The organism is Fibrobacter sp. UWB1, assembly GCF_002210325.1.
Classification (GTDB): domain Bacteria; phylum Fibrobacterota; class Fibrobacteria; order Fibrobacterales; family Fibrobacteraceae; genus Fibrobacter.
Map to the genome: position 1 here is coordinate 1 of NZ_MWQL01000011.1, position 12,562 is coordinate 12,562.

The window sequence follows — 12,562 nt, forward strand, 5'->3', positions numbered from 1 at the left end:
ATTCCAAGAAATCTCTTGGACCCGTCACTAAGCACATCTCCGATTCCTTCAATCTACTCAACAACCTCTCGGGTTGCTGTCCCTTGATCGCGGCTTACTTGGTTCTTCGCGTTTAGCGTTTCGTTTTCGGCCGTCCCTCTCAGGAACGACGCCAATTATAGAATTTTCAGAAACATTTGCAAGGGTGTTTTTGCAGAAAAATTCGCATTTTTTTCTTATTTTCGCAAAAAACGGGAATAACACGACTCTTGCGCAGGGAGTTACCCGAGAATTCACAAACTATTCACAACTTTCTTTAAGCGTTTTTTGAAAGATTGGACAAAATCGCCTCAAAAGGGCCATTTTCCATATCAATAGAAGTGCTATCCATCTGGCCGCGGAACCAGGTGAGCTGTCTTTTGGCGTAATTGCGGGTCTTTTTCTTGACTTCTTCGATAACTTGCGCCATTTCGGAGGCACTTTGCGCCTGCAAAAGTTCGCGGTAGCCCAAACTTTGCCATGCCGGAGCACTAAGCGGCACCACTTTAGAAAGTTCACGGGCTTCTTCGACCCAGCCGTCTTTAATCATCTGGTTGACGCGGGAATCGATTCGTTTGTACAATACATCCCTCTCTCGCTGCAACCAAAAAACAGGCAACGCCCCAATTCCGCCTTCACGTTCCTTCTGATAACCAGATAAAGGGCGTCCTGTTGCCTCAAAGACTTCAAGGATCCGCACAAGGCGTTGCGCATTGTTCGGGTCCACATTCGCAGCCGATTCCGGGTCCACCTCGCAAGCTATTTTATACAAACTAGTAGTCCCTTCGCTTGCGGCCATATTCTCGAACTTTTGACGGACTGTCGGGGGAACGGCAGGAATGTTCGGCAAACCGAGTAGAAGACTTTGTACGTAAAGACCTGTACCGCCGACCAAGATGTATTTCTTGTCGGGATTTTCGTCCAGCAAATTTTTTACCTGGCGGCAGAACTCCCCCGCCGAAAATGTTTCGGTAGGAGGCAAGAAATCGACCAGGTGATGCTTGACGCGCTTAAGGCTAGCCTCGTCCGGCTGCGCCGTGCCTATGGAAAAGCCTTTGTACACCTGCCTGGAATCGACACCGATGATTTCGGCATTAAACGATTCCGCAAGTCGCAGGGACAATTCCGATTTTCCGATTCCGGTCGCTCCGACCAAGGCAAACACAATGGGCATACCGGCAATTTAGTTATATTAGCACCTACCATGGGAAAAATGAAGCACATTCTTGCCATAATTATTGTTTTAGTGATTTTAATCGGAGGGTTCATATTCTTACTTCCGAAACTTCCAGAACTATACAAGACAAAGATACAAGGGCTACTCGGCCAAAAGGAATCTACTGCCGAACAGGCTGTAGAAAAGGACACCCGTCCGTTTGAAGAAAAAATGGACGCAGCCTTGTCGCCGCTGCAGGTCAGCTACTCCAAGCGTAAAAAGCGCCACATTTGGACAATGGGTGGCGGCGAAACGGTCATCATGTATTTGCTGCAGGTTAAGCGTTTTGCCGAAAAGAATGGGGGCAAGATTCTTTACATGGAAGAACTCTACAATCTGGACCCTTCTATTTTCCAGGCCGCAAAGGTCGACCTTTTGAACGACAAAGGCGACACTCTCAAACTGGAACTTCAAGTCTCCCGCAACGAATTCAAGCCGGGGGCTTCGTTACTCGCAGTCGCATTCCAGGTGACAAACCTGACGCCCGAACTGATTGTCGCACTCAAGAAACTCGACTACCCGTACGACTTGCTGATTCCGCCATTCGGCTTAAGCGAAGCTGACTACGCGAATTTAGACAACATAAACAACAAGAGCGAAACCCTTTGGCTCACGCTTGAATCGACCAAACTGAACAAGGCTCACAACAAATTAAGACCCTTGCGCATCCACCACACTGAAGAACAAATCGAGACCGTGATTGGAGATGCACATGCCAAGTTCCCGGAAGCAAGGGGCATTGTCTCGCGTTATGGCGAGCAGGCCGTAGAACACAAGCAACTTTTGCAGGCCATTTTGACACCCGCCAAGGACCGAGGTCTTTGGTTTTTGGATATTTCGGCGAACAAGCGTTCCATCGTGATGCAAACCTGCAAAGAAATCGGAATGAGATGCAAGACCGCCACGGCCTACAACCCGGAAAACAGCTCGCTTGACGACTATTCCAAGGCAAAAATCAGGGAAGCAAAGCGCAACGGCCTCGCCGTGATGATTCTTCCCTTGAGCATGAGCTCTATCGAAAAATTGAACGATTTGCCGGCAAAAGCGAAAGCCCAGGGTACCACTCTAATAAATTTATCTACTTTTATGAAGAAATGACAAGGAGCCTTGTATGACCGTAAAACTTGGATTTAACGTTGATCATATCGCCACCATCCGTGAAGCCCGCAAGATTTGCGAACCGGATCCGATTGCAGCGGCGGTACTTGCAGAAATCGCAGGCGCCGCGGGTATCACCATGCATTTGCGCGAAGACAAGCAGCATATCCAGGACCGCGACGTACAGCTTTTGCGCCGCACGGTTACGACCAAGATGAACTTGGAAATCAGCCCCACGCAAGAAATGCTCCAGGTGGCAATCAACAACCAGCCCGACACGGTGACGCTTGTCCCCGAAACCCATACGGAACTTTCGACCGAAGACGGTCTGAACGTTGCCGCCAAGGCAAACGACCTCGTGAAGCCGATCATGACGCTCAAGAACAACGACATTTCCGTGGGCGTGTTCATTGACGCCGAAACCGAACAGGTCAAGGCAGCCAAGAAGATTGGCGCAGACTTTGTCGAATTCAATACCGGCAAGTACGCTACCAGTTTCACTCTCGGAAGCAACGAAGAAGTGGAACGCGAAATTTCGGCACTCGAAGACATGACGGTCCTTGCCCGCAAATACGGTCTCAAGGTGAAGGCCGGTCGCGGACTCAACTACAGAAACGTCGGCGCAATCGCCGCTATCGAAGGCATCGACGAAATTATTGTCGGCCATAGCATTGTAAGCAAGGCTGTAATGATTGGCATTGACCGCGCCGTGCGCGACATGATCGATGCGATTAAGGGCTAGTAGTCCTTATACTCCACATTCTGAAGTACAAGCCCCTGGGGCGGCGCCCATGTGCGTTCGCCCTTAAATTTTTTTTCAAAAATAGTTTGTACGGTTCCCAGCGGAAGCTTGCCGCGACCGACATCGAACAGCGTGCCGACCATGGCCCTCACTTGGCGGTGCAAGAACCGGTTACCCTTGATGTGGAACATGCAGCTCCAGTCATTCAGGCGTTCCAGTCGAAATTCCGTGAGTATGCAATCTGTGGGCTTGCCGTCGTTACGGGGAATACAGAAATCAATAAAATCGTGATGTCCGAGGAAGGACCTGGCCTCTTGCTCCATGGCTTCAAGATCGAGATTCAAGGAGCCGCACTCCCAACCGAAGTCGCGCATAAGGGCGACCGGACGCGTAAAAATCGTGTATTGATAATAGCGGCACAAGGCATCGTAGCGAGAATGGAAATCCGGCGCACAAGGTTCAAGGTCGCGAATGCGGATAAGCCTTTGGGTAAGTCCGTTAATGGAGCGGACAATTTTTGCGCAATCGATTTCGCCGTCGAAATCAAAATGCACGCACTGTCCGCGGGCATGCACGCCCGTATCGGTACGACCAGAGCCGGTTATGCGCACTGGCGTACGAAGAGCGACGCTAAAAGCCTGTTCTAGCGCAGACTGGACTGTAACGAACTTGGTTTTTCCGCCCTCGTTCTGGGCCTGCCAGCCGTAAAAGGCCGACCCCAGGTATTCACAGCGGAAACGATAACGCATTAGCCCATAGCTTCCTTGATGACCGCTTCCACCTTTTCCTGGGAAATCTTCAGGCTAGAGGCGATAGCCGAGGCGGGGAACCCGCGGCGGGACATCTGGAGAATCTTCGTCTTTTCGTTGGATTCGCGATCGAAGCGAGTGATTTCGAGCGGACTTTTGAGGTTCGGGTCGCCGGTGAGGTTGCGGCTCTGGGCTCGCAATTTCATGGTGCGTTCACGAGAAAGGCCGCGAGGGGCGCGCAATACGTCAGACAGATTCTGCATAGCAGAAGTGATACGTTCCTTGGCCGTAGGTCTGAGAGTCGGCTTGTTGTCGGGGATGCCCGTCAAAATCTTGTTTTCGGGGACACCATTTTCGTCTTCGAATTCAACCTTCGGTTCTTCTTCGGGCTTGGGAGCCAGCTTTGCAGCGGCTTCCTGGGCGAGCGTTTCACGCTTTTGAGCGGCATACGCTTCGGCGTCCGCAATAATGGAACGCTTTTCGCGGCGCGGGCGCGGCGGAATCGTCGCATCGTCGAGGACGGCCTTGGGCTCCTTGAATCGTTCGGCCTTGATAGCCTCCATACGGCGGGTAATGATTTCCTGACGCTTTCTGAGAACGAACACCAAAACGACAACGCAGACGGCGATAGCCAAAACGCCACCGAGGATCCACTTGACAATATCGGACGTGTGGGACTGACCTTCGACCGAGGCCCCCTCCGCAGAGGCGGACACAGGAGCGGAACGCATGGAGGAGAGTTCTTCCCATGCAGAATCCAACTGCAAACGGATGTTTACCTGAAGGTCCGGATTCGCTTTTGCATTCCAAAGTTCAAGTTCCAGCGAATCAATTTTAGAGCGTGCTACAAGGTAAGCTTCTGCATCAAAGGAATTTCCCGAACCGGAGAAATCCATCAAAAGGTACACAGCCAAAGCGGATGCCAGGACAAGCAGCACGATGGGAGCTAAAAATTTTTTCATATCCTAAAAATAGTAAAAAAAAGAAAATATGCCCAATGAGAATCATTGAGAATGTTGAAGAATCCTCAACGCTTTTCAACACCATCTAACGAAAAGCCCTACTCTTTTCCCCTCCAAATTCTATCTTAATGCTCAAGAACTCTTTGTTCTCCTCCTAACCCCCAAAAAGCTCAGTTAACGCAAGTTAGCTGAGTTTTTTTATTTCTAGCCTATTCCGGGGACATCGGGCCTTATAATAAAAAGCCTGCAAAGCAGAATTCACTTTACAGACAAATTAATTCAAAAAAAACGTTTACCCGTTTATTTCTTGGGGGGCAGGGCCTCGGCAAGAATCACACGGTTGCCGCCGGACTGGACTGCCATCTGCATCGATTCGCCTGCCGCCTGCAGGAGTCCGCGGGCATCGCCAGCGTGCGCCGGCATGACCGCCACGCCCATACTGAGGGTTGTCTCGAGAACGCTTTCGCCATAGGCAATCTTGAGTTGGGAAATCTCGTTTCGGATCCGTTCGGCACGGGCACGCGTAATCTTGAGGTCTGCACCCGGCAGAATCACACAGAACACGTCGCCTTCGTAGCGGCACGGAATATCTTCGTTGCGGACATAGCCCGGCAGGCGCTGGCCCAATTCCCACAAAAGCTGCTCGACCGCATGACGACCGCGCTGTTCCTGGATCTGGGCCACGGAATCCGGGTAAATCATGACAAGACCGATCGGCGAGCGGTGGCGGGTAGCCGCAGAAACTTCGCGGATCAGGGACTCTTCCATATAGCGGCGATTGAACAGGCCCGTAAGGCCATCGCGAATGCTATGCTGCTTGTAGCGGGCATTCAGGTTTTGGGTCGCAATATAAAGACCAAACGTTGCAGAAACCGCACTCACCTTGGCATGCCAGTCATCCATGGTTTCGTTGTCGGGCAGGGCGTCGGTCTGCAAAGAGAAAATACCGAAATGTTCTTCAACACCTTCGATCGGGGCGCAGAACGAAATTCCGTGCGGGTGGAGGTGCAAGTGCGTGCAACCGCCGTTCACGCTCGGGTTCGAATAATCGGTAATAACGATATCGCCGGCATCGAAGCTTGCGCATTCAACCGGGCGAATCACATCGTCGCTAATGACCGTTTCACCGAAGGAAAGCACCTTGTGCAAATCGGTCTGGGTGCCGGCATACATGTACAGGATACCGGAGGCATTCGGGAACAGCTGCGGAAGCAAATCCTGGAGAGCCTGGATTACTTCGGGAACCGGACGATCCTTCAAGAGGCAGCGAGCATACTTTTTCCAAGCTGCAAGAGGGAACTTCACGCAAATTTCATCCACCTTTTTAGCAAGGGCTTCCTTCGAAGAGATTGCCCCAGTCGGGAGAGGCATGTCTTCGGGTTCCGGCGACGAGGCCAGAGGATCAGGGTCCGGCGTCGAAAGGCCAGACGACATGGACAGCTTAGAGTCCTTGATGGAATAGAGAGCTTCGTTGAAGTCCTCTTCGGCAATATCGAGCTTACGCTTGCACACGTTGTAGAGTACCAGGCCAAGGACCGCGCCCCAAGCCCCGATAAAGACGAACTTGCCACCAATGGGGACCGTCGTTTCGGGCACAAAGAATGCGACGACGACACCCGCGACAAACGTAACCAGCCAGAAGAAATATGTTAGCATGCTCATGTTCTTAAATGTAATTAAAAGGACGCCTTCGGCGCAATAAACTGATTCTAGTTTCTAGTATTTTTTTATTACAAAATGCCGATTACACAAGCTTTTCTAGTAACTTGGAACTCAGAACTGGCTATTCAACCTATTTAAGGCTCTATTTTCTACATTTTGCCCTATGACCATTCTTGAAAAAATTGCGTTAGCTCTCCCTGCCGTCGAATCCCCTGCTAGATACATGGGCGGCGAAGCCAACAGTGTCGTCAAAGACCACAGCCAGATGCTTTGCAACATGGCGTTTGTGTTCCCCGACAAGTACGAAATCGGCATGAGCAATAACGGAATCCGTATTCTGTACCATGTGATCAACCGCGAGAGCGACCTGCTGTGCGAAGTTTCGTTTGCGCCGTGGGACGACATGGCGAAAGAAATGGAGAAGTACGACATTCCGCTGTACAGCTACGCAAGCTACACGCCCGTGCGTGATTTCGAGGTGGTCGGCATGACGCTCCAGACGGAGCTCAACTTTACGAACGTGCCCTACGTACTCGACATTGCACGTATCCCCGTTTGGCAGAAGGATCGCAAGGAAGAAGACCCGATTCTTGTGGCTGGCGGCCCCGCCATGGCAAACCCCGAACCGGTTGCCGACTTCTTTGACGCCTTCATGATCGGCGACGGCGAAGACATGATTGTGAAGTTTTTGCGTTGCGTTGGCGAAGGCCGAAAGGCGAAACTCCCCCGCGCAAAGATTCTAGAGAATTTGTCCAAAATCGACGGCGTATACGTACCGAGCCTACGTCCCGTCATCACCAACGAATTTGGCGACATCGTTCCGGCTGAACCGGCCAAGGGCAGCTACCAGAACACAAACGGCGTTCGCAGACAGTTCATTCCGGTGATGGACCCGAAGAACTACCCCATCAAGAACCTGATTGCGAACATGCAGCTGGTGCATAACCGCTTCAGTGTAGAAGTGATGCGCGGTTGCGCCCAGGGTTGTAGGTTCTGCCAGGCAGGAATCTGGTACAGACCTTGCCGCGAACTCGACCCCGATGATGTTTTGGATATCGCCAAGGCTGGCATCAAGGCGACCGGCGAACGCGAACTGGGACTCCTGAGTCTTTCGACCGCCGACTACAAGCCCGTGGAAGGCCTGACCGACTCCATCATTGACGACCCGTTTTTTGATACCGTGGACGTGAGCCTTCCGAGCATTCGCGTGAACGCTTTCGGCGAAACGCTCGCCCAGAAAATTTCAGCTTTGAAGGGCGGCCGTAGCGCGACCTTCGCTCCCGAAACAGGCTCCGAACGAATCCGCAAGATGATTAACAAGACCATCAGCGACCAGGACATGTACAACGCCGCCGAGCACGCCTTCAGTAGCGGGTTCAACAAAATTAAGTTGTACACAATGATCGGTTTCCCGACAGAAAATGAGCAGGACATGGAAGCGTTCTGCAACCTAATCGAGAACCTCGTAAAAATCGGTCGTAAGTACCTGCGCGGCTGCCAGATTGCCGTGAGTATGGGCATCCTGATTCCGAAATCGTTTACGGGCCTGCAATGGGCGCCCTTCATGGACAAGGAAACCGCCCTCAAGCACATCCGCTACGTGCGCGAAAGATTCTTTAGGCACCCGAACGTGAAGGTGAACTGGGCCGGTTGGGAAACCAGTTTCCTCGAAGCCATCTACAGCCGCGGCGACCGCAGGCTCGGCCCCGTCATTTACGCGGCTTACAAGAAGGGCATTACCTTCGAAAGCGATTCCTACCGTTTCGATTTTGACAAGTGGTTGCAGGTCTGGGACGAATGCGGCTACGACACCAGCTGGGTGTACCGCACACGTGAAAAAGACGAAGTATTCCCCTGGGATTTTATTCACGCTGGCACAAGCAAGCAGTACCTGCGCGGCGAATGGGAAAAGGCCTTCAAGGAAGATTCCGCACCGGTGCCCAACTGCAAATGGGGCGACTGCCAGAAATGCGGCATCCCCGGATTCGGCGCCGAAATCAAGCTCGCGAACGACCCGGTGCGACACAAGGCCCCGAGCCGCACGCCCGAAGAAATCAAGAAACTTGTCGCCGAACGCCGCCCCACGCAAAAGAGCTGCCACAGCTACAAGATTACCTTCAAAAAAACTGGCCTCAGCAGATTCCTGCCGCACCAGAACATGCTCAGTTTCTTCGAGCGAACCTTCCTTTGCGCAGGCATTCCCATCAAGTTCAGCGAAGGATTCAGCCCGAAACCGCGCATTTCGAACATGGGCGCACTGCCGCTCGGTCTTGAAACTTATTGCGAAGTGATTAGCGTTGATTTGCTGCAGCCGCTCGACATTTCCAAGGAAAACTTGCCGAAGATTATGGCCGAGCTTTCAAGGCCGTTCCCGCGCGGCATGGAAATCGTGAACATCGAGCCGCTCAAGGAAAAGCTCAGCAAGCACATGCCGACGGCGATGATTTATTCGTTCACGCCCGACGCAATTCCCGAAGGCATCATGGAAAAGTTCGAAAGCAAGACCTTACCCGTAGTGCTCAACCACCGCGGTCAGGAAATCAACTTGAACGAACATATCCTGGGAATACAAATTGAAGGCGGCGCCATCGTGCTTAAAATCAAGTGCAACAACATGGGCACCACCGCAAGCCCCTTCAATATTTACGCGGCCTTGATGGGCGTCAATTTCGACCCCAAGAAGCTTGATGAGGCGTCAAGACGCTTCCTTATCAAGAAAATCGCGATGGAATGGTAAAACTTTCGCAAAAGTTATAACACTTTTTGACTTTTTTTATTAGTATTCCTAGTGAATTTTAAAATCACCTATTTAAGGAGTACTACATGAAAAAAATGTTTCTTGCAGCGGTAACGGCACTTGCCTTGTGCTCTTACAGCTACGCACAGGACGATGAATACGAAGATGAATACGAAGACGACGCCCCAGCTCGCGAAGAAGCCCCGGCGATTGAAGAAGATGGCGCTCCGGTTGCAAAAACAGAACAGAAAGCCAAGTCCTCTTCTGGAGACGCTTTCCTGGGCCTCGGTATGGGCCTCACTGACAGTTTCCAACAAATTCACATCAAGTATAAGATTAGCAGCACGTTGACCGCTACCGGTATTTTGCTGTTGAACCACCACGGTGAAACCACCTATGAAGCAGGCGGCGTCGAAGTGGACATGGGCGACGATTACACCGCATTCGGCATCGGTGCAGGAATCGACTACTACCTTGACACTCCGGTGCTCCCGACTTCCGTGGGCGCAGAACTCGCCTACATCAGCAACGGCGAACAGCTCCTGTCTAACGACGGGGTGACCAAAACCACCTTATCTTCGGGCAGCCTGAATATTAACTTGATGTTCGGCGTTCACGCAGAACTCGTCAAGAACTTTGAGCTTTCGGGAAAGGCTGGCCTTGGTTTGGAATACAATTTCTCCGAAACGAATTCCTCCAACGCCAATTCCAGCGTCAAGACGGAAACATCTTATCTTAGCTTCGGTTTGAAAGCCGGCGTTTACGCCACTTGGTTCTTCCTATAAGACCGCTCGGCTCTATCGCATCAACAAGAATGTGATATCCCCTCGCTCTCGTAACCACGCCTCGTTAAATAAACCTAAGCCGAATACAGCAGAAACAAGTTTACTTGTTTCTATTGTTGAGGCGCCGGTTTATGCAATCATATTGCAATACGAGGCGTTTGTTACTCACAAAGACCGCTCGGCTCTGTCGCACAAACAAAAAAATTTAGACCGTCCATTTCACCTGGGCGGTCTTTTTATATATAACGATCAGCAAAATTATTCCGCTGGCAAGATAATCTCGATGTGGCTGGTGCTCACATTCAAGAAGTGCGTACGGAACAGATCCTTTTCGCTCCTGTCACTCACGCGCACTTGCGTGACGGCAATAAAGTCCTTGTTTTCACGGATGTAGTCTGTGAGACGTTCGTCGCGGAGCGTATCGATTTCGCCCGTGATGATAAAGCTGTCGGTCCAAATTTTTACTAGCATGTTATAAATATAAAGTTTTTTTTTGTTTGCAAGTAGAAAAAAAGCGTTTTTTTGTTGCTTTTTGGCATTTTGAGTGTATTTTAGGGATATAATACAGATGTTGGCGTACCCAACCAAGGAGTTTACCATGGCAACGAAAAAGGCAATCAAACTGACCCCCGGCAAAATGATTTACCACAATCTGGAATTTATCGATAGCGATGTCGGACGCCCGATCAGAATTCTTTCCGAATTCATGGGTCCTTACCAGATTTTTGCACAAGAAGGTATCAAGAACACCATCGTGTTCTTCGGTTCCGCCCGCATACTCCCCATGGCCGAACTCAAGAAACGCCAAAAGAGCTGCAAGAACAAGACCGAACTTGCGCGACTCAAACGACTGGAAGCCGTCGCCGAATACTATGACGCCGCACGCGAACTGGGCGCAAAACTCGGCCGCTGGGCAAACAAGCAACACGACCACGGTTTTGCGGTGATGACCGGTGGCGGTCCGGGCATTATGGAAGCGGGCAACCGTGGCGCAAACGACGTAGGAACCTCTTCGATCGGTTTAAACATCAAGCTTCCCTTTGAGCAGCACCCGAACCCCTACATCGATGACGATCTGAACCTGCAATTCCGTTACTTCTTTATCCGTAAGTACTGGTTCATGAAGATGGCAAGAGCACTCGTCGTATTCCCGGGAGGCTTCGGAACGCTCGACGAAATGTTTGAACTCCTGACGCTGATTCAGACTAAAAAATACGGCGACAAGATGCCCGTCGTGATTTACGGCAGCAAATACTGGAACAAAGTCATCAACTGGAACTACATCGCCGACACAGGAATGATCGACAAGGAAGACCTCAAGTTGTTCCATTTCTGCGACACCGTTGAAGATGCTTACAATGTCATTACGACGGCACTCGAAAAAACGATGGAATAAGAATATTTCAGAATTCGGAATTCGGATTTCAGATTTATTTAAAATATCAACTCTGAATTCTGAACTCTGAATTCCGAAATAGCTATCTTTGGGGCATGATTCGAAACATTCTGGCAGAAACTTTAGATCGAGTATCTAGAAATTTGGCTCTCCGCCCGAACTACACCATGGAAGAATACCAGCGGTGGTTCGACCAGAATCCCGAATACATGCACAACGGTGCCATGCAGCACATTCAGCTGATAGAGCCCCTGACACTCGAAGGCACCAACAACCTTTATCGCGCCCAGTACTGGCTGGAACACCCGAACGACCCCAGCCGCTACGTGGAACAAGAAATTGTCGTCAAAATTTGCAAGTTTTGGGCCAGCCCCGGCAAGAACAGGCTCCACCGCCTGAACAGCCTCTTGAGCGCGTTCCAAGATGAAATCCGCATCAACAACCTGATTCACGCCACCAATATCGAAGGCGTGGTCCAGAGCATGGGCGGCGGCATTGCCGGCAGACACCCTTACCTCAAGATGGAGTTTATTAAGGGTTGCTCTCTGGATAGGCTATTCAAGAAAGAACTAAGTGACGACGAAATTTTGCACCGAGTCGCCCAACTCGCCTACCTGGCCAACACGATTAGCCAGCTGCATTACTACCAGGTAGTGCACAAGGATTTAAAGCCCAAGAACCTTTTGCTTTGCCAGAATCCGCAGCACAAGAACAACCACAAAATTCTCGTGTGCGACTTCGGTTACGCCCAGGCGAAAATGCGTGACACCATTACCGAATACGGCGGACAGATGACGCCTTGCTACAGCGCGCCCGAACAGGCAATCATGGGCGAAAACCTGTCGGCATCGGTGGACTACTTCAGTTTCGGAATCATCGTGCACGAATACCTGACTGGCGAAAAACTGTTCCCGCACGCCATGGATATTTTCATTGAAGACGGCTACCGCATTACCGACCGTTACCTGGAATACCTGAAGACCGGCCGCGAGAACCGCTTTAGCGATCCGAGGTTTCCGGAACTTGCGCAATGGATTGACAGTCTCACCATTTTTGACAGCTTTGAACGCATGCAAAGTTGCCCGAACTTATTTGATATTGCTCACAAATTGCGCGAACGTGTAAACGCCCAAGGCTACCGCGACGTGAACACGGACTTCTTGTGGAATCAGCTGCGCGAATACAACCGCTTTTAAG

General features: G+C 51.0%; 11 protein-coding genes. 6 read left to right on the forward strand and 5 right to left on the reverse strand.

Annotated features, from left to right (window positions below; all coding sequences use genetic code 11):
* Positions 1-295: 295 nt before the first annotated feature.
* Positions 296-1,192 carry a tRNA (adenosine(37)-N6)-dimethylallyltransferase MiaA gene (miaA, locus tag B7988_RS09480; RefSeq protein WP_088657703.1) on the reverse strand — a complete coding sequence of 299 codons (897 nt, stop codon included), beginning with the start codon at positions 1,190-1,192 and terminating at the stop codon, positions 296-298.
* Positions 1,193-1,222: 30 nt separating this feature from the next.
* Between miaA and B7988_RS09485 the strand changes: the two genes are divergently transcribed.
* Entirely contained in the window at positions 1,223-2,332 is a 1,110-nt protein-coding gene (locus B7988_RS09485) for a divergent polysaccharide deacetylase family protein (RefSeq protein ID WP_073319760.1), read from the forward strand.
* A 13-nt stretch (positions 2,333-2,345) separates the two neighbouring features.
* Positions 2,346-3,074, forward strand: coding sequence for a pyridoxine 5'-phosphate synthase (locus B7988_RS09490; RefSeq protein ID WP_088657704.1), 729 nt, complete (start codon positions 2,346-2,348; stop codon positions 3,072-3,074).
* Here the strand turns inward: B7988_RS09490 and truA are convergent.
* From truA to B7988_RS09505, 3 genes are all read right to left on the reverse strand, one after another.
* Positions 3,071-3,823: a tRNA pseudouridine(38-40) synthase TruA gene (truA, locus tag B7988_RS09495; protein ID WP_088657705.1), complete on the reverse strand. Its 753-nt coding sequence runs from the start codon at positions 3,821-3,823 to the stop codon at positions 3,071-3,073. The two genes, B7988_RS09490 and truA, sit on opposite strands and share 4 nt — an antisense overlap.
* Positions 3,823-4,785, reverse strand: coding sequence for a hypothetical protein (locus B7988_RS09500; protein ID WP_073319753.1), 963 nt, complete (start codon positions 4,783-4,785; stop codon positions 3,823-3,825). Before B7988_RS09500 ends, truA begins: the two co-directional genes overlap by 1 nt.
* Before the next feature lie 300 nt (positions 4,786-5,085).
* Positions 5,086-6,447, reverse strand: a complete 1,362-nt coding sequence (locus tag B7988_RS09505; RefSeq protein ID WP_088657706.1) for a GGDEF domain-containing protein — start codon at positions 6,445-6,447, stop codon at positions 5,086-5,088.
* A 163-nt stretch (positions 6,448-6,610) separates the two neighbouring features.
* Here B7988_RS09505 and B7988_RS09510 point away from each other — a divergent pair, with 163 nt between their 5' ends.
* Together B7988_RS09510 and B7988_RS09515 are read left to right on the forward strand one after the other, a co-directional pair.
* On the forward strand, positions 6,611-9,184 hold the full coding sequence (locus B7988_RS09510) for a TIGR03960 family B12-binding radical SAM protein (RefSeq protein ID WP_088657707.1): 2,574 nt from the start codon (positions 6,611-6,613) through the stop codon (positions 9,182-9,184).
* An 86-nt stretch (positions 9,185-9,270) separates the two neighbouring features.
* On the forward strand, positions 9,271-9,969 hold the full coding sequence (locus B7988_RS09515) for an outer membrane beta-barrel protein (protein WP_088657708.1): 699 nt from the start codon (positions 9,271-9,273) through the stop codon (positions 9,967-9,969).
* Between the two features lie 258 nt (positions 9,970-10,227).
* Here B7988_RS09515 and B7988_RS14910 read toward each other — a convergent pair whose 3' ends face one another.
* Positions 10,228-10,440 carry a hypothetical protein gene (locus tag B7988_RS14910; protein WP_073319741.1) on the reverse strand — a complete coding sequence of 71 codons (213 nt, stop codon included), beginning with the start codon at positions 10,438-10,440 and terminating at the stop codon, positions 10,228-10,230.
* A gap of 127 nt (positions 10,441-10,567) precedes the next feature.
* Between B7988_RS14910 and B7988_RS09525 the strand changes: the two genes are divergently transcribed.
* Both B7988_RS09525 and B7988_RS09530 read left to right on the forward strand, forming a co-directional pair.
* On the forward strand, positions 10,568-11,365 hold the full coding sequence (locus tag B7988_RS09525) for a TIGR00730 family Rossman fold protein (protein ID WP_073057652.1): 798 nt from the start codon (positions 10,568-10,570) through the stop codon (positions 11,363-11,365).
* Between the two features lie 95 nt (positions 11,366-11,460).
* Positions 11,461-12,561 (forward strand): protein kinase, encoded by a 1,101-nt coding sequence (locus B7988_RS09530; RefSeq protein ID WP_088657710.1) that lies wholly within the window; start codon positions 11,461-11,463, stop codon positions 12,559-12,561.
* The last annotated feature ends 1 nt before the right edge of the window (position 12,562 follow it).

Coding starts and splice junctions, on each gene's coding strand:
- B7988_RS09515 (WP_088657708.1), top strand. CDS start 9,271: ATGAAAAAAATGTTTCTTGCAGCGGTAACGGCACTTGCCTTGTGCTCT.
- B7988_RS09500 (WP_073319753.1), bottom strand. CDS start 4,785: ATGAAAAAATTTTTAGCTCCCATCGTGCTGCTTGTCCTGGCATCCGCT.
- B7988_RS09510 (WP_088657707.1), top strand. CDS start 6,611: ATGACCATTCTTGAAAAAATTGCGTTAGCTCTCCCTGCCGTCGAATCC.
- B7988_RS09505 (WP_088657706.1), bottom strand. CDS start 6,447: ATGAGCATGCTAACATATTTCTTCTGGCTGGTTACGTTTGTCGCGGGT.
- B7988_RS09490 (WP_088657704.1), top strand. CDS start 2,346: ATGACCGTAAAACTTGGATTTAACGTTGATCATATCGCCACCATCCGT.
- B7988_RS09485 (WP_073319760.1), top strand. CDS start 1,223: ATGGGAAAAATGAAGCACATTCTTGCCATAATTATTGTTTTAGTGATT.
- B7988_RS09530 (WP_088657710.1), top strand. CDS start 11,461: ATGATTCGAAACATTCTGGCAGAAACTTTAGATCGAGTATCTAGAAAT.
- B7988_RS14910 (WP_073319741.1), bottom strand. CDS start 10,440: ATGCTAGTAAAAATTTGGACCGACAGCTTTATCATCACGGGCGAAATC.
- B7988_RS09525 (WP_073057652.1), top strand. CDS start 10,568: ATGGCAACGAAAAAGGCAATCAAACTGACCCCCGGCAAAATGATTTAC.
- truA (WP_088657705.1), bottom strand. CDS start 3,823: ATGCGTTATCGTTTCCGCTGTGAATACCTGGGGTCGGCCTTTTACGGC.
- miaA (WP_088657703.1), bottom strand. CDS start 1,192: ATGCCCATTGTGTTTGCCTTGGTCGGAGCGACCGGAATCGGAAAATCG.